At 72.0% G+C, this 23,979-nt stretch carries 16 protein-coding genes; 9 read left to right on the forward strand and 7 right to left on the reverse strand.

The genetic code is table 11. The annotated features are described in order from the left end of the window. Window positions 1-4: 4 nt before the first annotated feature. Entirely contained in the window at window positions 5-1,243 is a 1,239-nt protein-coding gene (locus AB0917_RS17860; RefSeq protein ID WP_366820494.1) for a helix-turn-helix transcriptional regulator, read from the reverse strand. Between the two features lie 363 nt (window positions 1,244-1,606). Between AB0917_RS17860 and AB0917_RS17865 the strand changes: the two genes are divergently transcribed. Together AB0917_RS17865 and AB0917_RS17870 are read left to right on the forward strand one after the other, a co-directional pair. Beyond that, window positions 1,607-2,044: an NfeD family protein gene (locus tag AB0917_RS17865; RefSeq protein WP_366820496.1), complete on the forward strand. Its 438-nt coding sequence runs from the start codon at window positions 1,607-1,609 to the stop codon at window positions 2,042-2,044. A 27-nt stretch (window positions 2,045-2,071) separates the two neighbouring features. After that, complete coding sequence (locus AB0917_RS17870) at window positions 2,072-3,181, forward strand: SPFH domain-containing protein (RefSeq protein ID WP_366820497.1); 1,110 nt, start codon at window positions 2,072-2,074, stop codon at window positions 3,179-3,181. 274 nt (window positions 3,182-3,455) lie between these two features. Here AB0917_RS17870 and AB0917_RS17875 read toward each other — a convergent pair whose 3' ends face one another. The 5 genes from AB0917_RS17875 to AB0917_RS17895 form a co-directional block, all read right to left on the reverse strand. After that, a complete protein-coding gene (locus AB0917_RS17875) occupies window positions 3,456-6,764 on the reverse strand; it encodes a BTAD domain-containing putative transcriptional regulator (RefSeq protein ID WP_366820499.1) in 3,309 nt (1,102 codons plus the stop codon). Window positions 6,765-7,051: 287 nt separating this feature from the next. After that, window positions 7,052-8,683 (reverse strand): MFS transporter, encoded by a 1,632-nt coding sequence (locus tag AB0917_RS17880; protein ID WP_366820500.1) that lies wholly within the window; start codon window positions 8,681-8,683, stop codon window positions 7,052-7,054. A 68-nt stretch (window positions 8,684-8,751) separates the two neighbouring features. Next, a complete protein-coding gene (locus tag AB0917_RS17885) occupies window positions 8,752-9,336 on the reverse strand; it encodes an NAD(P)H-dependent oxidoreductase (protein WP_366820501.1) in 585 nt (194 codons plus the stop codon). Window positions 9,337-9,663: 327 nt separating this feature from the next. Beyond that, window positions 9,664-12,318 carry a glycosyl hydrolase family 65 protein gene (locus tag AB0917_RS17890; protein WP_366820502.1) on the reverse strand — a complete coding sequence of 885 codons (2,655 nt, stop codon included), beginning with the start codon at window positions 12,316-12,318 and terminating at the stop codon, window positions 9,664-9,666. A gap of 151 nt (window positions 12,319-12,469) precedes the next feature. Next, window positions 12,470-13,684, reverse strand: coding sequence for an erythromycin esterase family protein (locus AB0917_RS17895; protein ID WP_366820503.1), 1,215 nt, complete (start codon window positions 13,682-13,684; stop codon window positions 12,470-12,472). Window positions 13,685-13,763: 79 nt separating this feature from the next. Here AB0917_RS17895 and AB0917_RS17900 point away from each other — a divergent pair, with 79 nt between their 5' ends. Together AB0917_RS17900 and AB0917_RS17905 are read left to right on the forward strand one after the other, a co-directional pair. Further along, entirely contained in the window at window positions 13,764-14,672 is a 909-nt protein-coding gene (locus AB0917_RS17900; protein ID WP_366820504.1) for a TioE family transcriptional regulator, read from the forward strand. Between the two features lie 467 nt (window positions 14,673-15,139). After that, on the forward strand, window positions 15,140-16,735 hold the full coding sequence (locus AB0917_RS17905) for a S8 family peptidase (RefSeq protein ID WP_366820505.1): 1,596 nt from the start codon (window positions 15,140-15,142) through the stop codon (window positions 16,733-16,735). A gap of 92 nt (window positions 16,736-16,827) precedes the next feature. On the opposite strand, the gene AB0917_RS17910 is transcribed toward AB0917_RS17905, so the two are convergent. Next, complete coding sequence (locus AB0917_RS17910) at window positions 16,828-18,249, reverse strand: glycoside hydrolase family 18 protein (RefSeq protein ID WP_366820507.1); 1,422 nt, start codon at window positions 18,247-18,249, stop codon at window positions 16,828-16,830. 387 nt (window positions 18,250-18,636) lie between these two features. Between AB0917_RS17910 and AB0917_RS17915 the strand changes: the two genes are divergently transcribed. The 5 genes from AB0917_RS17915 (at window position 18,637) to AB0917_RS17935 (ending at window position 23,888) form a co-directional block, all read left to right on the forward strand. After that, window positions 18,637-19,389, forward strand: a complete 753-nt coding sequence (locus AB0917_RS17915) for a GntR family transcriptional regulator (protein ID WP_366820509.1) — start codon at window positions 18,637-18,639, stop codon at window positions 19,387-19,389. Window positions 19,390-19,614: 225 nt separating this feature from the next. Then, the gene (locus tag AB0917_RS17920) at window positions 19,615-19,815 is read left to right on the forward strand and encodes an SPOR domain-containing protein (RefSeq protein ID WP_366820510.1); all 201 of its coding nucleotides are present in this window, start codon (window positions 19,615-19,617) and stop codon (window positions 19,813-19,815) included. A 258-nt stretch (window positions 19,816-20,073) separates the two neighbouring features. Further along, window positions 20,074-20,478 (forward strand): NUDIX domain-containing protein, encoded by a 405-nt coding sequence (locus AB0917_RS17925; protein ID WP_366820512.1) that lies wholly within the window; start codon window positions 20,074-20,076, stop codon window positions 20,476-20,478. Between the two features lie 139 nt (window positions 20,479-20,617). Continuing rightward, window positions 20,618-21,127: an ATP-binding protein gene (locus AB0917_RS17930; RefSeq protein ID WP_366820514.1), complete on the forward strand. Its 510-nt coding sequence runs from the start codon at window positions 20,618-20,620 to the stop codon at window positions 21,125-21,127. 193 nt (window positions 21,128-21,320) lie between these two features. Next, window positions 21,321-23,888, forward strand: coding sequence for a SpoIIE family protein phosphatase (locus AB0917_RS17935; protein WP_366820516.1), 2,568 nt, complete (start codon window positions 21,321-21,323; stop codon window positions 23,886-23,888). Window positions 23,889-23,979 lie beyond the last annotated feature (91 nt).

A 23,979-nucleotide genomic window follows, 5' to 3' on the forward strand; every position in this document is an offset into this window, starting at 1 on the left:
GGTGTCAGCTGTGCGCGGGGGCGAGTACCCGGGCCAGCGCCGGTTGCAGATCGCGTACGGCCCGGCTGCTCCGGAACCGGGAGAGTTCTCGCGCCAGGCGCCGGACGTCGCTGTTCACCGTCGCCGAGGGCACGGCCGGCATCACCCCCAGAAGCTCACCGGCGATGGTGCACGCGTGTTCGACCTCGCCGGACGCGGCGTGGGCCAACGACCTGCGGAAGCCGTACCGGGCGCGGGTACGCAGCGCATGCGGCGGGAGGCGACGGCACTCAAGATCCAGGACCTCGGCGGCTGCCTTGGGGTGACCGAGGTCGTACAGGCACCAGCCGGTCGCCATCGCCGCCGGATCGTCCACGTGAGTGCTGCCGAGCAGGGGCTCGGCGCCGCTACGCGCGTCGTCGCCGGCCAGGAGTTCCCGGGCCCTGTCGAGGCTGCGGAGGCAGTCGCGCTCGTCACCGACGAGCGCGTGCCCCTGCGCCTCGTGCTGGGCGGCAAGTCCTCGGATGCGCGGCGGGAGTCCGTCGCTCTGGGCCCGCCGGGCCAGGGCGACGGTGCCTGATGCGTCCCCGGCGTAGAGCGTGACCAGGGCGCGTCGCACGAGCGCGTAGGAACCGAGGTACGGATCACCTCCGGCGCGCGCCAGTTCGGCGGCCTCACCGGTCCAGCCGAGCGCCGAGTCGTTGTCTCCGGCCTCCTGAGCCATCCAGCCGGTGAACTCCGCGAACCGGGAGGCGAGCAGGAGAGCGGGGGCCCGAGTGGCGGACGGGGTGTCGGTGGCCAGCCTGGCGATGGTGCGCGTCTGCGTCTTCAGCAGGGGGAGCAGCACCTTTGGTGCGGTGGACTGGCCGAGCATGCGTAGCTGGTCGAACTGCGCACGGAAGGAGGGAAGGAGGGGGCCGGTGGCAGCGGGCGCTTGCCCGCCGCGTTTCAGGCCGAGGTCGATCAGTGTCCCCGTGCCTGCCGTGAGAACCGCCCGGCGCCCGACGAGCCAGGGGCCGGGGTTGGCGGGGGTGGCGGCCGAGTCGGTGTCGGGGCGGACGACCAGGCGCTGCAGCTCGCCGTCGGCGCCGAGAAAGGCGTCGCACCGCATGGCCAGCTCGGGGGAGGCGGAACGCTCCCCGCGCTCGACCTTGCTCAGGTGCCCCTTGTCGTAGTTGAGTGCTGCGGAGAACTCGGTCAGGGTGAGTCCCGCTTCCTGTCGTAAACGGCGAAGTTCCGGGCCAAAACGTAAAGCTGCGCTCACTGTTGACCTCTCCTCGGACAGTGACCGTGCGAGCCCTGCACCCGCACGGGAACTTTCGACGACGTGCACCGGCCGACACGAAGACCGACGGCGAACACCCGCCGTGACGGAGCCGTTTCGCTTCGCATCCGAGAGTGAGTTTGGCACGAGGCGTGCCTCAGGAATCGGGGTTCTGCGGCGTTGCCCGTTGCCTCTTCCGTTCTCCGCAGCTCTCCGCCGTTCATCGCCTGTTCCTCGCCGTGGCCGAGACCCATGCGCGCCGTCTCTCCGGGCACCGAGTCGCAGATCGGGCGGGACGGGCGGTTCTGTCCGGCGTCGGGAGGGTACGTTTGATGTAGAGGTTCCCTTGGGGAGGCTGATTCGATGCCGTGGTTCGCGTGGTTGCTCGCAGCCGCGGCGCTCGGCGCCGCGGAGTTCTTCACGCTGACGTTGGTCTTCGGGCTGCTGGCCGGCGCCGCGCTGGTCGCCGCCGTGGTGGCCGGTGTGGGCATCGGCCTTCTCGGGCAGCTGGTGGCGCTCGCCCTGGCGGCGGCAGCGGGTCTCGTCATCGTGCGCCCTGTCGCCCTGCGGGCCATGGCCCGCACTCCTGTCTCCCGCGAGGGCAGCGACGCACTGATCGGCAAGCGGGCCGAAGTCGTCCAGGAGGTCACCGCGACGCACGGCCTGGTCAAGCTCTCCGGTGAGGAATGGTCCGCCCGCGCTCTCGACGAGAGCCATGTGATCCCGGTGGGATCGCTGGTGGACGTCATGGAGATCGAGGGAGCCACAGCTGTCGTGTACCCGCGTGAGCTTCTTCCGTGAACGTCTGAACACGTAGAGGGAGGACGCATGGATCCGGTTGTCATCCCGATTCTTGTGGCGGCGATCGTCGTTGTCTTTCTGGTGGCCGCGACCGTACGGGTCGTTCCGCAGGCCCGCCGATACAACATCGAGCGGTTCGGCCGGTACCGACGGACGCTCGAGCCCGGCCTGAATTTCGTCGTGCCGGTGGCGGACCGGATCAACACCAAGCTCGACGTACGTGAGCAGGTGTACTCGTCCGACCCCAAACCGGTGATCACCGAGGACAACCTCGTGGTGAACATCGACACGGTGCTCTATTACCAGATCACCGACCCGCGGGCTGCGGCCTACGAGGTCGCCGACTACCTACAGGCGATCGACCAGCTCACGGTGACCACACTGCGTAACGTCATCGGCTCCATGGACCTGGAGGGGACGCTCACCTCGCGTGAGGAGATCAACGCCAGGCTCCGTGCCGTCCTGGACGACGCGACCGGCAAGTGGGGCATCCGGGTCAACCGCGTCGAGATCAAGGCCATCGACCCGCCGCACACCATCAAGGAGGCGATGGAGAAGCAGATGCGGGCCGAGCGTGACAAGCGCGCGGCGATCCTGCACGCCGAAGGGGAGCGGCAGGCCAAGATCCTCACCGCGGAGGGTACGAAGCAGAAGGACATCCTGGAGGCACAGGGCACGCAGCAGGCCATGATCCTGCGGGCGGACGGCGAGTCGAAGGCCGTGGAGCTCGTCTTCCAGGCCGTTCACCGCAACAACGCCGACCCGAAGGTCCTGGCCTACAAGTACCTGGAGACGCTCCCGCATCTGGCGCAGAGCGAGAACAACACGTTCTGGGTGATCCCGGGCGAGCTGACCGAGGCCGTTCGTACGGTGACCAGTGCGTTCGGTGACCAGGCGACGGCGGGTTCTCCCGTATCCGGGCAGCCTCAGGAACGTACGGAAGCAGGCGGCGACGGTACGACGGCCGAGGGCGCGACCCCCGAGCTGGAGACGGACCCGACGCTCGCGCTGGATGCCGTCGCGGCCGCCGACGAGGCCGCGAAGCAGGCCGCTGTCGCGGTGAGCGACGCGAAGGCCGAGGCCCAGGCCGCGGGGGAGGCGCAGACGCCGGGCCGGGGGCGGACGTCCGGAGATTGAGTGAGGGGGCGGGCCTCCCCGCCGATCCGGGGACGGAGCACCCCGGACGGAGCACCCGGGGGCGAAGCCCCCGAGACGGAGGCCGGAGGCGCGGAGGCCCCCGGCAGAACCCGAGAGGGAGACCGGGGCGCGGAGGCCCCCGGCAGAACCCGAGTCGGAGGCTGGGGGCGCGGAGGCCCCCGGCAGAACCCGAGAGGGAGACCGGGGACGTGGAGGCCCTCGGCAGAACCCGAGACGGAGCCCCGCGACGTGGAGCCCCTCGCCCCCGCCGCGATCAGGGCAGCGGGTCCCTCAGGTGCTCCTCCGGTGCCAGTACGCCGCCGTGCGCGAACTCCGCGGCGTACCGGGCCTCGCCCAGCGCGGCCCTGACCTGGGCGCCGATGCGGTCCACGTCGAAGCGTTCGCCGCCCCGTAGCGGTGCCCGGACCGACTCCCTGGCCGCGGTGGCCGCCCCCAGCAGGCGGGCGGCGTGCTCGAAGTGCCCGGCCAGTGACCGCGCCCCGGCCAGGCCCTCCAGGGCCAGCGCGACCGCCCGCGGGTTGCCGGTGTCGCAGGCGGCCGCATGGGCGTCCAGTTGCAGTGCCAGAGCGGCCGACGCGTCGCCCCGGCCCTCCGCGACGAACCCCAGCTCGACCAGGATCACCGAGGGCCTGGCCGGCTCGTAACCCATCTGGCGGTGCAGGTCGAGCACTCGGACCAGATGCCGCTCGGCCGCGTCCGGATCACCCGCCCGGCGCGCCCCGAGGGCGAGCCCGATCTCGGCGTACTGCTCCCCGAAGCTGTCCGACTGCCCGGCGGCGAGCCGTGCGGCGCGCTCGTGGAACTCCTCGGCCCGAGGAAGGTCCCCGCTCAGCAGCGCGACCCGGCCGAGACCTGAGAGCTGGAACGAGGCCTGGGGCCAGAGCCCCAGGTCCTCCGCCATCCGCAGCCCCTCCCGGTACAGCCGCGCGGCACGCGGGTAGTCGCCCACGGTCTCGGCCAGCGTCCCTAGCGGTACCGAGGTCTGGAGCTGCCCCCACTGGTCGCCCAGCTCACGGAAGAGCGCCAGGCTCTGCTCGCCGTCCCGCCGCAACGCGTTGAGGTCCCCCCGCTGATGGGCGTGGAAGGTCCGGCTGCCCAGGGCCGCCGCCATCCCCCAGCGGTCGCCGAGCGAGCGGAAGGTGGCCAGCGCCCGGTGGACCAGCTCCTCGCCCGGCCCCAGGTCGCCGATCCCGTAGAGGCTGGACCCGAGGAACCACTGGGCCCGAGCCCGCCCGCCCGGATCGTCCAGCTCCTCGTACGGCTGCAGCGCGGTGCGGTACTCCGCCACCGGGTCGGCGATGCCGCCGAGCACCAGCTTGAAGCCGCCCAGCAGGGCCGTGGCCTTGGCCACCGCGGCGGGCGCCGTCCCGCCGAGCGACAGCGCCACGGTCAGGGACCGCTTCGCCTCGTTGCTCCGGCCGCGCAGGTACCAGTACCAGCTGAGGGCGTTGGCGAGGCGCAGCGCGCGGTCGGCGTCACCGAGCTGCGCCGCGTGGTCGAACGCGGTCCGCAGATTCGCGGTTTCGGCGTCCAGGCGGTGCAGCCACTGCCGTTGGCCGTGGCCCCGCAGGTGCGGCTCGGCGCGCTCGGCGAGACCGGTGTAGTAGTCGCAGTGCCTGCGCCGGAGATCGTCGGACTCGCCCTTCTCCAGGAGGCGTTCGACGCAGTAGGCGGTGACCGATTCGAGCAGCTGGTACCGGGGCCCGTCCGCGCCGTCGGTCATGACCACCAGCGACCAGTCCACCAGCCGGGCGACGACGCCGAGCACCTCCGTACGGTCCAGGTCGTCCGCCGCGCAGATCTCCTCGGCGGCGTCGAGGGTGCAGCCGTCCGCGTGCACGGCCAGGCGCCCGAGCACCACCCGCTCCTGGTCCCCGAGCAGCCCCCAGCTCCAGTCGATCATGGCCCTCAGGGTGCGCTGCCGGGCCGGGGCGCTGCGCGCGCCCACCGCGAGCAGGCGGAACCGGTCGTCGAGGCGCGCCGCCAGCTCACGCACCCCCAGGGCCCGCACCCGGGTGGCGGCCATCTCCAGGGCGAGCGGAATACCGTCGAGGCGCCGGCAGATCGCGACGACCGCCTCGGCGTTGGTCGCGTCGAGTACGAAGTTCGGTGCCGCCGCGGTCGCCCGTGCCACGAACAGCTCCACCGCGCTGTACCGGCGTACGGAGACGGGGTCGAGCTCCGTCGTGGGCCCGGGGCCGCGCAGCGGCGGCACCTCCTGGAGGTACTCGCCGGTGATGCCCAGCGGGACCTGGCTGGTGGCCAGGATCCTCAACTCGGGGGCAGCCTTGAGCAGTTGGTCGGCCAGCTCGGCGACCGGGCCGACCACATGCTCGCAGTTGTCGAACACCAGCAGGGCCGGCCGCTCACCCAGCGCCTGGGCGACACGGCTGGTCATCGAGGGCGGCGCGCCTCCGGATCCCGGTCCCGGAGCCGTGTCGTCCCGGACCCGGAGGACCGACCCGAGCAGCTCGTCCACCGCGACCTGCGCGGCGGCGGTGCCCTTCCCCCGGTCGGTGCCCTTTCCCCGGTCGGCCCCCTTCTCCTGGTCGGCTCCCGACGGGGACGGGTCGAGCGCACCGTACTCGACCAGCCGTACGCCGCCGGGGAACTCGGCGCCGACCTGCGCGGCAGCCGACAGCGCCAGCCGCGTCTTGCCCACCCCGCCCGGACCGATGAGCGTGACCAGCCTGTTCGTGGCCAGCAGCTCCCGGAGTTCGCTGAGCGCCTCGGCCCTGCCGATCAGGCCGGTGAGGGAGGTCGGCACGTTCGTCGGCGGGCGGGGCGCGGCCGTCTCCGGCGTGGGGGCGGCGGTCAGCGACGCGTCCTGGGTGAGGATCGCCTGGTGCAGGGCCGCCAGTTCGGGGCCGGGGTCCAGGCCCAGGGTCTCGGCCAGGCGTTTACGCAGGTCGGCGTAGCTGCTGAGGGCGGCACCCTGCCGGCCCGCACGGTAGAGCGCGCGGACATGGGCGGCGCGCAGCCGTTCCCTCAGGGGATGCAGGTCGACCACGTCACCCAGTTCGTCGGCCACCAGCGCGTGTTCGCCGAGGTTCAGCCGCGCCTCGGCCTGCTCCTCCAGCGCGGTCAGCCGCTGCTCCTCCAGCCGGTCCCGTGCGGCTCGGGTGAACTCCTCGTCGGCGAAGTCGGCGAAGGCGGGCCCCCGCCACAAGGCCAGCGCGTCCGCCAGCAGGGCGGCGCGTATCCGGAAGTCGTCGGTCGCCCGCGCCCGTGTCACCAGGTCGTGGAACCGGTCCGCGTCCACCGCGTCGGATCCGGCCCGCAGCTGGTATCCGGGTGAGAGGGACACCACGAGGTCCCGGCCGCCCGGCTCGGCGTCCTCGAGCGCCCGCCGCAGCTGCCACACCTTGTTCTGCAGCACGCCGGGCGGATTGTTGGGCGGCCTGGTGGACCACAGGTCGTCGATCAGCCTGTCCGCGGAGACCGGTCGTCCCCGGTGGGCCAGGAGGCTGGCCAGCAGAGCGCGGACTTTGAGCTCCGGGATCCGGACCGGTCGTCCGTCCCCCGTCCACACCCCTAACGAACCGAGAACCCCGAAATGCATGTGATCACGCTAACCCGGCGCGGCGGGCAGAGACAGGACGATACCGGTCCGGCGGGCGACCGGGACCGGGACCGGACCGGGAGCAGTGCGCGCGGGTGGGCCATGGAGGGGGCGGGGCACGAGCCCGCGACGAACGGGAGGTATGGAAGGTACGGGAGGACGATGGCCCGCGACGAATGAGAGGTACGGGAGGTACGGGAGGTACGGGAGGTACGGCAGGACGCCGGCCCGGACCGACAGGCCCTGAGCCGACGTCCTCCCTCGGCTTCCCGATCCCGTCGAAGGAGTCACGTGGCCGTGAGTGAGCCCTCGGCCTTCTCCTCCGGCTCCTCCGGAGCCTCCGGCTCTTTCGACTCCTTCAGCTTCTCCGGCTTCTCCGGAGCGTCGCCGGACGGGACGGCCCCGCGGCTTTTGCGCAGCAGGGTGAACGCGAAGGTCGCGCTGAGCGCGGTGACGACGGCGCAGGCGACGCCGATCGCGTTGAGCCCGCCGGCGTACGCCTCCGACGCGGCGGCCAGCAGGCTGTCGGCAGCCTCGGACGGCAGGGTGCGGGCGGCTGTGAGCGCGCCCTCCATGCTTGCCTCGGCGGAGCCGGCGGCGGCGGACGGTGTGCCGTCGGGCACGGTGAGCGTGGTGCGGTAGACGGCGGTGCCCAGGCTGCCGAGCGTGGCGATGCCGAGGGCGGTGCCCAGGTCACCGCTGATGGAGGAGAGGGCCGCCGCGGAACCGCCCCGCTCCGGCGGGACGGACCCGACGACCAGGTTGGTGCCGAGCGCCCCGAAGGTGCCGACGCCGATGAAGGTGATCACGAAGCCGGTGATCAGCAGCGGCATCCCGCCGACCGGGCCGACGAAGACGAGGAGCACGTACCCGGTCATGCCGATCAGCAGGCTCACCCCGATGACGGTGCTGAGCGGGTACCGCTTGGCGAGGATCGGTGCCAGCTGCGCGGCGACGATCGACGCGATGGCCGCGGGCACCATCCACAGGCCCGCCTCCATCGGCGAATAGCCCTCCACCATCTGGACGAACCCGGTGATGAAGAGGTAGCCGCCCCCGGTGCCGAGCATGGAGACCATGAGGATCAGCAGCGCGGCGGTGAACGCGCCGATCTTGAAGAGCTTCAGGTCCAGCAGCGGATCGGCGAGCTTGCCCTGCCGCGAGACGAACACCGCGCCGACGGCCAGGCCGACGACGATCGAGAGCGCCGGCACCGGCTCGAAGCCGTAACGCGCGAGCTCCTTCAGGCCGTAGACGACCGTCAGGATCGCCACCAGCGACAACAGGACACTGAACAGGTCGATCCTGCCGGCATTCGGGTTCTTGTACTCCGGCAGTACGAAGGGGGCGACGATCAGCAGCACCACCATGACGGGCACGCCGATGAGGAACACCGAGCCCCACCAGAAGTGTTCGAGCATCGCGCCGCCGACGACCGGCCCGAGCGCGGTGCCGCCCATGAAGCAGCTGGCCCACACCGCGATGGCGCGGCCGCGCTGGTAGGGGTCCTGGAACATGTTGCTGATGAGGGCGAGGGTGGACGGCATCAGCGTGGCGGCGGCGATGCCGAGCAGGGCACGGGTGACGATCAGGGCTTCCGCGCTGGTGGAGTAGGCCGCCGCGACCGAGGCGATGCCGACGGCCGTGGCGCCGATCAGCAGCAGCTTGCGGCGGCCGATCCGGTCGCCCAGTGTGCCCATGGTGATGAGGAAGCCGGCGATCAGGAAGCCGTAGATGTCCATGATCCACAGCGTCTGGGTGCCGGTCGGGTTCAGCCCCTCGGCGAGGTGGGGCAGGGCCAGGTACAGCACGCTCTGGTCGAGGGATATCAGCAGGGTGGGCAGGGCCAGTGTCGCGAGTCCCACCCACTCCCGTGTCCCGGCCTTCCGGACCGGGGCCTCGGGGGCGTTCGATGACATGACTTTCCTCTCTCGGGCCTGGTACGGGATCAGGCGTGGTCGCGAACGTGCACGGCCCAGGACACGTCCTAGCCCGGATACGGCCGCCGGGTGCGGGCGTCGCGCAGGACGTGGCCCCACCAGGCGAGTTGGTCGAACATGGTCCTGGCCGCCGTCGCACAGCCCTCGGGGTCCGCGGGCCGGCCCTCGGCGTCGAAGCGCTCCTGGTGGTTGGGGAAGCAGACGGAGTCCCGGACGGTGACGCTGTGCAGCCCGGGGAAGATCCCGCGCAGGTCGGCCACCGCGCGCAGCCCGCCGGCGATGCCGCCGTAGGAGACGAAGGCGACCGGCTTCGCCTTCCACTCGTCGACGTACCAGTCGATGGCGTTCTTCAGCGAGGCGGGGAAGCTGTGGTTGTACTCGGGCGTGACGATCACGAACGCGTCCGCCCCGGCCAGCCAGGGGGCGAGGTCGGTCACGGCCTGCGGCAGCGGGCCGTCGAGGCTCTCCGGCAGCACGTCGGGCAGCCACACCTGAGCCAGGTCGAGCACGTCGACGTCGAAGTCGTCGCGCTTGGCCGCCTCCGCGGCGATCCACTGGGCGGGTACGGGGCCGAAGCGGCCGGTGCGGGTGCTGCCGATGAGTACGGCCACGTTCAGTCTGCGTTCCCGCATCACGGTTCTCCCTCGGACTCGGCGCCTGCACCCCATACGGTGCGCCGCGTCGCTCGTGATGCGCTCTCGGTCTGCTCTCGGTTCCCTTTCGGCCCTGGGCGGACCGGTGCGCCGGACCGGCGTGGTGTCGTGGAAGGGCGCCGGACGCGGACGGGCCCGCGGTCATCTCCCCAGCAGGGGTGAATGACCGCGGGCCCGTCCGCGTCAGTCCGCGTCAGCCCTAAGTCCGAGTCCGTCCTCAGCCCTCAGCCCTGAGTCCGCCTCAGTCCGCGCCATTCAGTGCTGGCCGTGTGGCCCTGCGCGTCTGTGCGTGCCCGTGCCCGGCCGCTACCGCCCCGCCTCCACCCTCAGCTCCGCGATCCCCGCCGGCTTCTCCGGGTCCTCCGAGCGGACCGTCACCCGGACCTTGCGGGCCGTGTCGCCCGCCAGGTACGGGCGCCAGAAGCGGCCGTCCACGGAGGTCTCCACGGTGTGCGAGGCGGGGGCGATGTCGCTCCACTCCGGGGTCACCGCCGTGATCCGCAGCGGGTCGGGGCCCAGGTCCACCGTCAGCGTCCCCGTCGCACCGTCCGGGGACCAGGACGTCGCCGGGCTGCCGTCCACCGCCGCCTCCGCGTAGAGGCCGGGGGTCTCCGAGGTCGCCGTCACCGGGCGGCAGCGCGCCGCGTCGGCCGTCGGGGTCAGGTCGGGGCGGCGGGTGGGGAGCGTGAGGGACGAGGAGAGACGGTGCGGGCCGTCGGCCGTGTGGACGGTGAAGGGCGCGCCCGACGTGAGGCGGACCGTGCTCGTACGGGCGCCGATCTCGACCTCGTACGTCCGGTCCCGGTAGCGCAGGCCCGTCAGCTTGACGCCCTCGTGGAGCTGGGGCGGCAGCAGCGGGTCGAGGTGGACGCCGTCCTCGCGCAGGCGCAGGCCCGTCAGGCCGTGCGTGAAGACCTGGAGGAAGCCGCCCTTGCCCGTGAGGAAGTCCTCGGCCGGGAAGCCGGACAGCGGGTCCTCGGCGCCGGACTTCTCGCCGCGCGCCTCGGAGAACAGGTCGTACGGGCCCCGCATGTACGGCCTCACCGCGCGCTGGAGGTACGTGTACGTCGAGCAGCCGGGCTCCCCGATCGCCGCCGCGTCGATCGCGTGCACCGAGTCGGTCATCGCGGGGCCGTCCGGGTCGGTGCGGGCCGAGTAGTAGTCGAGGGTGGCGGCGGCCGCGCCGGGCTCCATCGGCCACTCCAGGGGGTACATCAGCAGGACCGTGTCCGCCTGTTTGATCGTGGAGCCGTTGTACCCCGCGTACTGGAGGAAGACCTTCTTCTCCGCGTCGTAGGGGATGCGGAGCCCGTCCGCCACCCGGTTCCAGCCGGCCGGCGGGCGGTGGCCGAGGAGGTGGGCGGCGCGGGTCGCGTTGCGCAGCGCGATGGCGGCGACCGCGTTGGTGAAGACGCCGTCGTCCACGCCGTTGCTGTACTCGTCGGGCCCGGCCACGTTCTTGACGGAGTAGCTGCCGTCCGCGTTGGCCGTGGCGCGCGACTGCCAGAAGTCGGCGATGCCCTTGAGCAGCGGCCACCCCCGCGCCGCCAGCCAGTCGCGGTCACCGGTGGCCAGGTAGAACTGCCAGACGGCGAGCGCGACATCGCCCTGGAGGTGGTTCTGGGTCAGGCAGTGCGGCGGGTCCCAGCTCTGGCACTCGGAGTCCAGGCGGCCTTCGCTCGCGCTGGTCCACGGGTAGAACAGGCCCCGGTGGCCCAGCTTCTCGGCGTTCGCGCGGGCCGCGTCCCGGGTGCGGTAGCGGTACTCGACGACCGAGCGCGCCAGCTCCGGGCGGGTGGCGAGCAGCCCGGGGAACATCCAGGTCTCGGCGTCCCAGAACACCATGCCCGCGTAGTTGTCGCTGGTCAGACCGGCCGGGGCGATGCTGTCGGAGGAGCCGCGCCGCGTGTTGGCCAGCAGCCCGTACTGGGTCGAGCGCAGCCAGCGCTGGAGCTCCGGGCTGCCGGGGACCAGGACGTCGGCGGACCAGGCCTCGCGCCAGGCCGTCTCGTTCGCCGCGAAGATCCGCTCCCAGCCGCGCCGGGCCGCGCGGTGCGCCGCCTCGCGGGCGTCCTCGGCGGGGGTGGCGGAGGTCAGGGCGGTGTCGACGCCCACGTACTTCTCGAAGGTGTACGTCTTCCCCTCGCGTACCGGCGTCGGTTTCGGGGCCGTACGCGACTCGGGGTGCAGCGTCTCCACGACCCCCGAACCGCGCCGCATCGCCTGCGACACGGCCCCCTCCACGCCGGTGCCGAGCGTTGTGAACGTGCCGTCCTCGCGCAGCGTGATCCGGCGTGCGCCCCGGTCGTCCAGCTGGCCGGTGACCGTCGCCGTACCGCTCCAGCGCGGGGTCATGCGCAGGCGTACGGCGCCGGTGTGGACGTCGGACCGGTCGGCCAGGACGTCGTACTCGAGGTCCGTGGCCCGGCCGTCGGCGGTCGTCCACCGGAGCGAGGTGCGGACGAGGCCGCAGCTGAGGAAGACCGTCTGCCGGTAGTGCGAGACCCGGCCGGCGGGTGTGTCCGTGCCGAATTTCTCGTTGCCGACTTGCACCTCGATCGTCGTCCAGCTCGGCAGCGCGGCGATCACCTCGCGGCCCTCGGAGACCGCCTTGTCCCGGGCGTACAGGCCGGAGACGAACGCGCCGTCGTAGCGGGGGGTGTACAGCGGCCACCCCGTCTCCTCGCCGGTGGCCGCGTAGCCGGTGCCGGCGGCGGGGACCCGGTGGCCGAGATAGCCGTTGCCCACGTACGGGTCGTAGCCCTCCGCCTCCCCGAAGCGGGTGGACGTCGGGGACCAGGAGGAGCCGGGGGCGCCCGGACCGTCCGTCCGGCCACAGGCGGGTACGGCGGAGGGCGGCGGTGCGGGGGTGGCGGCGGCTGCGTGGGGGAGGGGCGGCAGCGGTGCGATCAGGGCGGCCGCGACCAGGGGTGCGAGGACGGAGATACGCGAGAGGCTCACGGTACGAAGGTAGGGAGGCGGCCGCAGGGACAGGCGGTACGGCACGCGCTCGCCCGGAACTTGGCGTGAACGCGCCCACCGGATGGAGCAGGCCCCCCTGCCCTTCCCCGTACCTCCTGTGCCCCTCGCCGGCCCCTCTCGGGTGCGGGCCTCAGCTGGGCCGGAGGTCCTTGACGAAGACCAGGCCGTCCGTCCCGGCCAGGTGTGCCGGGTCCAGGCCGAAGTATCCGAAGTATGGGGAGGTGCGGGGAGAGGGGAGCGCGTCGCCCAGCGCGGCGGCGAGTCGGCGGGTGTCGACCAGGCGGCGGTCCTCGGGGAGCGCGTACAGGAGCCCCTCCACGGTCTCCGGCGGCGGGGCGCCCACCCCGTGGTGGCGGATCGTGCCGAGGGCCGTGGCGAGGAAGGCGTACTCCCGGCCCAGGTGGGTGCTCACGATCGAGCCGGCGCTCCACCACTCCAGCCGCTCACCGCCCATCCGCATCGAACTCATCTCCCGCTGGAGGTGGCTGTTGTGGGCGAAAGCCAGGACCGGACCGCGCGCGGCGAGGGCGAGGAGGTTCTCGGCCATCATCCGGTCCCGCACCCCGAGCAGCCGCGTCATACGGCCGGGCGAGGTGTCGGCCATCCAGGAGTGGTAGCGCAGCAGGCCGGTGGCGGTGCGGCCGTGGAGGCGGGCCCGGTCCCACGCCTCCCGTCCGGCCGCCGCGATCAGGTGCGGGGTCCGCTCGTCCAGCAGCGACGCCAAGTCATCGGCGATCAGGCGGAGTTGTGCTGCCTCGGGCGAGCGTCCGAAGGACCGGGAGGGGTCCATCATGGCGGCGGGTTCCCTCCAGCGGTCGTCGGCGCCGAGGAGGTGGTCGAGCGCCTCCCGGGTGCAGGGGAGCATGTCCGGGTCCACCTGCGGGGCCAGGTAGTCGTGGAGTTCGGTGAGCGGCTGCCGGGGGCTCGCGGCGCCCGTGATCTCCAGGGGGCCGCCGTCGAAACCGGCGAAGCGGAGGTGGTCGGAGGCGGGGCGGCCGGTGTTGTACTGCCGTGCCCAGCGCACGAGTTCACGGTTGGCGGCGGACGCGCCGAACCCGTGGCTGAATCCGTACTCCATGGCCTCGTCGAGGGTGCCGCCGCCTCCGGTGACGTACGCGTCCACGACCAGGCCCGCCAGGCAGTCGCTCTCGATCGCGATCGTCCGGTAACCCTCCTGCTCGACGAGTTGCCGGAAGAGTTCGTTGCGTACCTCCAGCAAGGTGTCCTCGCCGTGGGTGGGCTCGCCCAGGGCGAGCAGCCGGGGGCGGGCCGGGAGGAGCTTCATGACGGCGGAGGCTTCGACGGCGTGGGTGGTGGGCGCGATGTGCTCGATGTCGGTGGCCATGGATTCAACGGTATCGTTGAATCTTCGGTGGAAACTTTTGTGCTGGAAGCGCTGTGGTGGCTGGGGTTGTGGGGTCGGGATGGGAGAAAACCTTCAAAGACGGGTACGGCTCCGGCCGGTCGATCTGGCCCGCCCGTACGGTCTGTCCACGCAGGCCGTACGGAACTACGAGGAGGCCGGCATCCTCCCGGCCGCCGAGCGCACGGAGAGCGGCTACCGCACCTACACCCCGCTCCACGCGCGCGCCCTGGGCACGTTCCTCGCCCTGGTGCCCGGCCACGGCCACCGTTCGGCGACGGGCATCATGCGGGCCGTGAACCGGGGCGCGGCCGACGAGGCGTTCCGTCTCATCGACGAGAGCCATGCCCAGCTCCTGGACGACCGGCGGACCCTGCGGGCGGTGGAGAGCGCCCTGCGCGATCTGGGGCCCGCGGTGAGGGAGGCGGGGGCGGGGGCCGATCCCGGGGCCGGGGTCGTGACCGGGGCCGATCCCGTGACGGGGTCCGGGGTCGATTCCGTGACTGATCCCGGGCCCGATCCCGAGCCCGATCCCGCGACCGATTCCGTGACCGGCCCCTGGTCCGACCCCGACCCCGCGACCGCGCCCGCGCCCCGGGCCGCCGGAAGCCCCGCCGGCACCTTCATCGGCCCCCTGGCCGACCGGCTCGGCATCCGGCCCGCCACCCTGCGCAAGTGGGAGCGGGCCGGGCTGGTGCGCCCGCGCCGCGACCCGCTGACCGGGTACCGCGTCTACGACGAGGCCGACGTACGCGACGCCCGGCTGGCCCACCAACTCCGGCGGGGCGGCTACCTGTTGGAGCAGATCGCCCCGCTGATCGCCCAGGTCCGGGCGGCCGGAGGGGTCGAACCCCTGGAGGCGGCCCTGAGCGACTGGTGCTCCCGGCTCTCGGCGCGCGGGCGCGCGCTGCTGTCGGGGGCCGCGGAGCTGGAGGCGTACCTGTCGGCCCGGCCGGGGCCGTGTCCGTGAGCGGGGCGGGCGGGGTGCGGCCCTCGCCGGGGGAGGCCGCGGCGGTGGCGGTCGGCGGAACCCCTCTGTAACAGCAGAGTTAATTGGTCTGTTGAGAAAGCGCGTTCGGGCTGGGAGCGGGGGTCGGTGCGAGATCCAGGCCCCACGGGCCCTGGATGGACCGGAGGGCACCAGGTCAGGGCGGAAACGGCAGACCGGGTTCCGCCCCGGGAGCGGCGGTAAGCGGCCGTCGTGGCGGCGGTGCCAGGCATATGGCAGGTGAATGGCGCGCGTATGGCGTGGCTCAAGGCGCCCTTGTGGGTTTGCCATGAATCCGTCAATCTTTCGCTGACAGCACGGCGTGCCGGTCACGGACGGCGCAGAGAATGTGGCGTACGGACGTCGACTTGTCATGCCCCTGCCGGGAGCCTCGCGCGGCTCCGGAACCACCCCCCACCAGCGCACCGCCTATGAGGAGGACCCCTCACATGTCAGTGATGCGTCACACCCCCCATGCACGTCGAAGACTTGCCGCGGCGACCGTCGTAGCCACCGCAGCAGCCGTCGCACTCGCCACCGCCGGCGCCTTCCCGGCGACCGCGACGGAGCGCGCACCCGAAGGTGTGATCCTGAACGCGGGCGCCCCGGGCGCCATCAGCGACAGCTACATCGTCACCCTGAAGGATTCGGCCGCCAAGTCCGACTCCGCGCAGGGCAAGGCGCTCGCGAAGAAGTACGGCGCGAGCATCGAACGGACCTACCGCTCGGCCCTCAACGGCTACGCGGTCGAACTCTCCGCCGCGCAGGCGAAGAAGTTCGCCGCCGACCCGGCCGTCGAGTCCGTCTCGCAGAACCGCACCTTCACGGTCTCCGCCACCCAGACCAACCCGCCCTCGTGGGGTCTGGACCGGATCGACCAGCGCAACCTTCCGCTGGACCAGCGCTACACCTACCCGGACAAGGCCGGCGAGGGCGTCACCGCCTACGTCATCGACACCGGGGTGCGGATCAGCCACAGCGACTTCGGCGGCCGGGCCTTCAACGGCTACGACGCCATCGACAACGACAACGTGGCGCAGGACGGCCACGGCCACGGCACGCACGTGGCGGGCACCGTCGGGGGCACCGCCTACGGCGTCGCCAAGAAGGCGAAGATCGTCGGCGTCCGGGTGCTGAACAACCAGGGCTCGGGCACCACCGCGCAGGTCGTCGCGGGCATCGACTGGGTGACGGCCAACGCCGTCAAGCCCGCCGTCGCCAACATGAGCCTCGGCGGCGGCGCGGACTCCGTCCTGGACGCGGCCGTCCGCCGCTCCATCGCCTCCGGCATCACCTACGCCGTCGCGGCGGGCAACGAGTCGACCAACGCGAACACGAAGTCCCCGGCGCGTGTCACCGAGGCCATCACGGTGGGCTCGACGACCAACACCGACGCCCGCTCCAGCTTCTCCAACTACGGTGCGGTCGTCGACATCTTCGCGCCCGGTTCCTCGATCACCTCGACGTGGAACACCAGCGACAGCGCCACGAACACCATCTCCGGCACGTCGATGGCCAGCCCGCACGTCGCCGGCGCGGCCGCCATCTACCTCGCCGAGAACCCGAGCTCGACCCCCGCTCAGGTCTCCGCCGGTCTCGTCGCGGCCGCCACCCCCGGGGTCGTCGGCAACCCGGGCAGCGGCTCACCCAACCGCCTCCTGTACGTGGGCGCGGGCGGCACCAACCCGGACCCGGACCCGGGCCAGAAGTTCGAGAACACCACCGGCTACCCGATCAACGACAACTCCACCGTCGAGGCGCCGATCACCGTCACCGGGATCACCGGCAACGCGCCGGCCGCGCTGAAGGTGCCGGTCAACATCTCCCACACCTACATCGGTGACCTGAAGATCGACCTTGTCGCTCCCAACGGCACGGTCTACAACCTGAAGGCGTTCGGCTCCGGCGGCAGCAACGACGACGTGGTCACCACGTACACGGTCAACGCCTCCTCCGTCGCCGCCAACGGCACCTGGAAGCTCCGGGTCACGGACAACTGGACCTACGACACCGGCCGGATCAACAGCTGGGGTCTGCACTTCTGACCGGACCACAGCACTCGGCACCGGTGAACCACTGAACACCAGGAACGAAGCCGGGGCGGTCGCTTCACGCGGCCGCCCCGGCCCCCGTGCGTCTACCGGCGGTTGAGCCCGCGGTCGACGGCGGTCACCAGCTCACCGTCGTCCGTGTCCCCGTCCAGCGACCAGAACATCGCGCCGCCCAGGCCCTTGTCCCGGATGTACGTGGTCTTGGCGCGCAGCACCTGCGGGTCGTCGTACGTCCACAGCGTGGTCCCGTCGAAGAGCCAGGCGTGGCCGTTCTTCGTGTCCCGGTGGACCTTGTACGCGCCCGACTGCGCCAGCTTCTTGAGGACCTTGTAGTCCTCGTGGCCGTCCGCCCAGGTGGCCGGAGCCGGGGCCTTGGCCGGCCGGCCCATCCCCGTGCCCCCGCCGCTCACTCCGGTCCAGCCCTGACCGTACGTCGGCATGCCCACCACGAGCTTGTGCTTGGGGGCGCCGCGCTTGATCCAGTCCCGTACGGTCCGGTCGACGCTGAAGTCGTTCTTCGCGTACAGCGCCGACTGCTGGGCCGTCTTCTTCTCGCCCGAGACGTGGTAGTCGTAGCCCTGGAGGTTGACGAAGTCGAAGTCCTTCATCAGGCGCTTCACGTCGAAGCCCGCGTCGATCGCGGCCGGGTTGGCGGGGACGTACGCCGACAGGTCGTAGTGCTTGGGCTTCGGCTCGGGCTTCGGCTTGTGGTGGCCGTGCCCCTTGCCCTTGCCCTTCTCGGCCTTGGCCTTGGCCTGGCTCTTGGCGTACGCGTCGAGCTGGACGCGGAACTCGTGGATCAGGGCGGTGAAGTTCTTCTTGTCCTCCGGGCGGAAGACGGTGCCCTCGTTGCCCGCCGAGCCGGGCCACTCCCAGTCGACGTCGATGCCGTCGAAGAGCCCGGCCGCCGCGCCCTTGCCGCCGCGCGCCCCGTTCACCGGCAGGTTGCCCTTGATGTACAGGTCGATGCAGGAGGCGACGAGCGCCTTGCGGGAGGCCGCGGTGCGCACCGAGTCGGAGAAGTGGGTGGACCAGCTCCAGCCGCCGAGCGAGATCATGACCTTGAGGCCGGGGTTCTTGGCCTTCAGCTCGCGCAGCTGGTTGAAGTTGCCCGCGAGCGGCTGGGTGTCGGTGTCGGCGACGCCGTCCACCGATCCCGCCGCGTCGAACGGACGGACGTAGTCCGCCCAGGCGTCGGCCTGGCCGGGGATGTCCCCGGTGAAGCACGTGCCCTCGGCGCTGACGTTGCCGAAGGCGTAGTTGATGTGGGTCAGCTTGGCCGCGGTCCCGCTGGTGTCCAGGTCCTTGACCTGGAAGTCGCGCCCGTAGACGCCCCATTGGGTGAAGTAGCCGATGTTCTTGTACGCGGGGCGGTGGTGACCCTTGGAGCGGTCGCCGCCGTTGCTCCGGCCGTGGTCCGCGCCGGCCACGGCGGCCGGCGCGGTACCCGCCAGCAGGGCGAAGGTGACGCCGGCGATGGTCAGTCGGGACAGGTTTCTTCGGCGCATGGGGCTCGTTCCTGTGCGTGATCCGGTACGGAAGGGACATGGGGAGCCGTGCTGTGCACAGGAAGGTATTGGTCTGTACCAAAAACGGTCAAGGGCAAGGGAGTTGCGGATCTGCGCGACCGTGTCGATGGGGGAGGTGCGGGGCGGATCAGGGTTGGATCGGGGTCGGATTCGGGTCGGATCCGGAGTGGATTCTCGGTGGAGCCTCGGCGGATTCGGAGCGGGCCCGGCGTGGGGGATGTCCGGGAAGCGCTCTGGCGCTTGCGGCCGATTCATGCGTGACCCGTCGTAGCGTCATCACATCGAGTGAAACTCTGGCCCACGCTTGCTATGGGCAACCCACGGTCGTCACGCTGTTGCAGACTGTCAACCTGTTGGGAGTGGCCTGTGACTTTCGGTGAGCAGCCCGCCTATCTGCGCGTGGCGAGCGATCTGCGGGAGAAGATCGTGAACGGCGCGCTGTCGCCCCATACCCGCCTGCCGTCGCAGGCCCGCATCCGGGAGGAGTACGGGGTCTCGGACACCGTCGCCCTGGAGGCGCGCAAGGTCCTGATGGCCGAGGGGCTGGTCGAGGGCCGCTCCGGCTCCGGCACATATGTGCGCGAGCGCCCCGTCCCCCGCATGATCGCCCGCTCCGGGTACCGGCCGGGGAAGGGGGCCAGTCCGTTCCGCCAGGAGCAGACCGCCGACGGGGTGCGCGGGACCTGGGAGTCCCGCAGCGAGCAGGAGGGGGCCAGTGCCGAGGTCGCCGAGCGGCTCGGCATCGAGCCGGGCGACCGGGTCATGCGCACGCATTACGTGTTCCGGGAGGCGGGCGAGCCGATCATGCTCTCCACCTCCTGGGAGCCCCTCTCTGTCACCGGGCGTACGCCGGTGATGCTCCCCGAGGAGGGTCCGCTGGGCGGCTGCGGGGTGGTCGACCGGATGGCGGCGATCGACATCGTCGTGGACAACGTGGCCGAGGAGGTCGGCGCGCGCCCGGGGCTCGCGGAGGAGCTGCTGGCGCTCGGCGGTGTGCCGGGCCACGTGGTCATCGTGATCGGGCGTACGTACTACGCCTCGGGGCGCGCCGTGGAGACGGCCGACGTCGTCGTCCCCGCCGACCGGTACCGGGTCGCGTATCACCTGCCGGTCAGATGAGTTGACGCCCCCTCGGGCCGTGCACCGGCCTGGGGAACAGGGGCGATGGTGCCGTGGAGGGGGGCGCATCCAGCGGGTGCGCCCCCCTCCGTCATGGCCGGATGTGTATCTCTTTGTGCAAAGACGCCTGCGCTGAGTGAAGGTCAGGCGTACGCTCCGGCATATGCGCACTGCGGTTTCCTGGGGATCCTTAGAGACGTGCACGCCCGTGGAGAGAGGGGCCATATGCGGGGGAGCGACACGATGAGCGACAGCGGCGCTGTGCTCCCGTGGCTGGTGATACGGCAGGACGACAGCGGCAACCGCTACCGCGTCGGCAGATACGCCACACAGGCCGAGGCGCAGAAGGTCGCCGACGGCCTCGACGACCGCAAGCACCGCCAGGTCTACCGGGTGGAGCGCGTGGGCCAGGCCGGCCGGTCCTGAGGTTCTCCTGACGCCCATCTGGGACGGGGCCTCCTGGGACCTCCCGGGGCACTCCCTGGCGTCCTTCCAGGAGCCCCCGGGGCCTCCCTGACGTCCTTCCGGGACCTCCTCGGGCCCCGGAGGCCTTCCTGAGGGCCTGGGAGGTGCCGTCCGGCCGCCCGCTGCCGCGTTCCGGGGCCCTGCCGCGCAGGCGGTAGGGTCCCGCCCGTCCGGTACGAGCGTCCCGGGCGCGGCGAGCGAGGGCGGAGTGATGGTGCGGTGGCGTCGGTGCTGATCGACACGGTGGCCTGGGTGCGGATCGAGGACGGCAGGATTCTCTGCGCCCGCCCCAAGGGCAAGGACGTCTTCTACATCCCGGGCGGAAAGCGCGAGGGCGCCGAGAGCGACCTGGAGACCCTCCTGCGCGAGATCGAGGAGGAGCTGACGGTCGCCCTGGCCCCGCGGACCGTCGTCCACGCCGGTACGTACGAGGCGCACGCCCATGACGGTCCCGGCGCCCCCCTCGTACGGATGAGCTGCTACTACGCCGACTATCGCGGGGTGCTGGCCGCGAGCAGCGAGATCGAGGAGGTGGCGTGGTTCTCCTACGCCGACCGGCCTCTCGTGCCCCCGGTGGACCAGCTCCTCTTCGACGACCTCGCGGCGGCGGGCGAGCTGCGCTGATCCGGGTCCCGTGGCGGGCGGAGCGCGTACGCCCGTCCGCACCAAACGCGGAGCTGTGCGGTACTAAGTAATAAATGGTGGGTATGGGATGTTTAGTCCCCATTTGCCCATGGGGTGCGCCCGTGGTCGGCCCTGGGAAGTGATCGGCGTGATCGAGACCGAAGGCGACTGCGCCGAGTGGACCTTCCCGGCCGAACCGGGTTCCGTGCGCAGCGCCCGGCACGCGGTCCGGGACGCCCTGGACTGCTGGGGCCTGGACAGGGCGGTCGGGGATCTGGCCGTTCTGCTGGTCAGCGAGCTGGTCACCAACTCCCTCCGGTACGCCTGCGGTCCCATCGGCGTACGGCTGGAGCGCTCGCACCCGGGCTCCTCGGTCCACGGACCGGTCAAGGGGGCCGTCAACGGATCGGGCGGGCTCACCGGGGACTTCTCCACCGACCTCCGGCTCGCCGACCGACCGCCCCTCGCCCCGGGACTGCTGGTGGAAGTCTCCGATCCGCTTCCGGACCCGCCCACCGAACGCAGGGCGGGACCCGACGACGAGGGTGGCCGGGGACTACAGCTCGTGGCTTGTTCCGCACGTCGTTGGGGGACTCGTCGCGGAAAGAGTGGCAAGACGGTGTGGTTCGAGCTCGCTCTCCCTGGTTAGGAGTGGGGAGGGACGCACAGCGATCACCAGAGGTCGGGCAGAACCTGGCTGAAAGGGACTGAGACCTTGCTGTGATCGTGAACGCCGTGTCGGTCGCGGCCGTAGTGCTGAATACTGCGGGCAGGACCGGTCCGGTGTGTGAGCTGGAGGGGACGGTCGCGTGAGCGAAATACCTGGGACAACGGGCGACGTCGTGTGGCAGAGCAGTCCGCCCGGCTCGATCTACGACTACATCAGGGTCGCCTCCTTCTCGATCGGCCCCGACGGCCTGATCGAGCAGTGGAGCCGCCGGGCCGCCGGCCTCTTCGGCATGGCCGCGAACGAGGCGATCGGGCGTGACCCGGTCGAGGCCTTCATGCCCGTCGAGCTGCGCTCCGACGGCCACCGGCGGGTCGGCGAGATTCTGGACGGCAGGGAGTGGACGGGCCTCGTCCCCTTCCGGATGCCGGGCGAGGGTGGTGCGCACGGGCTCGCCGAGGTCTATGTGATGCCCAGTGAGACGGCACAGGGCGAGCGGGCCGCGCTCTGTATCGTCGTGGACGTCCGGGCATTGCGGAGAATTGAGACGGACCTCGCCGCCTCACAGGCCATATTCGGCCAATCTCCTTTCGGTTTCGTGCTGTTCGGTACGGACTTCACCGTCGTACGGGCCAATCAGCGCTTCGCCACCGTCTTCGGCGGCGCGGCCGACGACCACCGGGGCCGCACGGTCGACGACTACCTCGCGGGCCCGGAGGCCGACCGGCTGGCCGCCACGCTCAAACGCGTCCTGGAGACCGGGGAGTCCGTCACCGACCTCCAGCTGGTCGGGTCCACCCCCGGCGGGGCCGGCCGCCGCCACTGGTCCATGAACCTCTACCGGGTGCACAGCGGCGCCGGCCGCCCCATCGGCGTCGCGGGCCTGGCCACCGATGTCACCCGCCGCCACATCGCCGCCCGCGAGGCCGCCAGCGCCCGCCGGAACCTGGCCCTCCTCAACGAGGCCAGCGCCCGCATCGGCAACTCCCTGGACCTGGAGACCACCGCCCGCGAACTCCTGGACGTCGCCGTCCCCGGCTTCTGCGACGTGGCCACCGTCGACCTCTACCAGAGCCTGCTCACCGGCGAGGAGGCCGCGCCCGGCTCCTGGGCGCCCGCCCACCGCGAGTCCGCCGGCGGCTCGGCCGAGCTGCGCCGGGTCGCCCACGCCAGCGCCGGCGCCGACGCGCTGCCGACCGCCGTGGCGGGCAGCGGCCCGCCGGGCCCGGACGACCTGCCGCCCGCGCTCGGCTCCGTCCACCGCTTCCCGTTCGGCTCGCCCTGCGCGACGGCCCTGCGCTCGGGCCACGTCGAGGCGGTGCCGGGCGACGACATGGGGTTCGTGCAGTCGACGCTCGCCGTGCCGATGGTCGCGCACGACACCGTCGTCGGCCTCGTCCAGTTCTCCCGTACGAAGGGGAGCGAGCCCTTCGGGGAGCGGGACCGGGCGCTCGCCACCGAGCTGGCCGCCCGCGCCGCCGTCTGTATCGACAACGCCCGCCTCTACCGCCGCGAACACGAACGCGCCCTGATCCTCCAGCGCAGCCTGCTGCCCCCCGGCGACCCCGAGGCGGCCGGGCTCGACATCGCCTGCCGCTATCTGCCCGGCAACACCGCCACCGAGGTCGGCGGCGACTGGTTCGACGTCATCGAACTGCCCGGCCACCGCACCGCCCTGGTCGTCGGCGACGTCATGGGCCGGGGCCTGCGGGCCGCCGTCGCCATGGGCGAACTGCGCACCGCCGTACGCACCCTGGCCCTGCTCGACCTGGAGCCCGCCGAGGTGCTCTCCGCCCTGGACGAGGTGGCGCGCGGGCTGGGCTCCCCGGGCGGCGGCGAGCGCAGCGAGGGGCTCGGCGGCAGCGGGGGCGCCCAGTGGCCCTCGCGCGCCGCGCAGAGGTCCCGCGAGGCCGACCTCTCCGAGGTGTACCTCGCGACCTGCGTGTACGCGGTCTACGACCCGGTCACCCGACGCTGTACGTTCGCCAACGCCGGCCACCTCCCCCCGGCCGTGGTCGAGCCCGGCAGGCCCGCCCGGCTCATCGACGTACCGCCGGGGATGCCGCTGGGCGTCGGCGGCGAACCCTTCGAGGAGGTGGAGGTGGAGCTGGCCGAGAACGCCCTGCTCACCCTCTACACCGACGGGCTCGTCGAATCCCGCGACCAGCCGCTCGACGAGGGCCTGGACGCGCTGCGCGCCGTGCTGACCGGACCGCAGATGGCCCTGGAGGATGCCTGCGACTTCGTCCTCTCCACGCTCGACACCCGGCACGGCGAGGACGACATCGCCCTGCTGATGGCCCGTATCCAGGGGCTGCCCGAGGAGGCGGTCGGGGACTGGCGGCTGCCGCGCGAACCCCGCTCGGTGGGCCGCGCCCGCGAGCTGGCCCGCTCCCAGCTCATGGCCTGGGACCTCGACGACCTGGTCGACACCACCGAACTCCTCGTCAGCGAGCTGGTCACCAACGCCCTGCGCTACGGCGAGGGCGAGATCCGGCTGAGGCTGCTGCGCGACCGCACCCTGGTCTGCGAGGTGTGGGACGCCGGCCTCGTCCAGCCGCGCCGCCGCCGGGCCCGCGACACCGACGAGGGCGGGCGCGGGCTGCAACTGGTCGGCCTGCTCAGCGCCGCCTGGGGCTCGCGCCGCACCCCGCGCGGCAAGACCGTCTGGTTCGAACTGGCCCTGCCGACCGGGGCCCCGGCCGCCGAACTCTCCGTGGAGCAGTTGCTGAGCATGTACTGAGCTTGTTGTTTAACCTCGGCGTGAGATGAGACGAACGAGCGACTCGGTGGGCCAGCAGAGCCATGCGAACAGGGAACTGGTGACCACGAAC

The organism is Streptomyces sp. NPDC007346, from assembly GCF_040703535.1.
Lineage (GTDB): Bacteria > Actinomycetota > Actinomycetes > Streptomycetales > Streptomycetaceae > Streptomyces.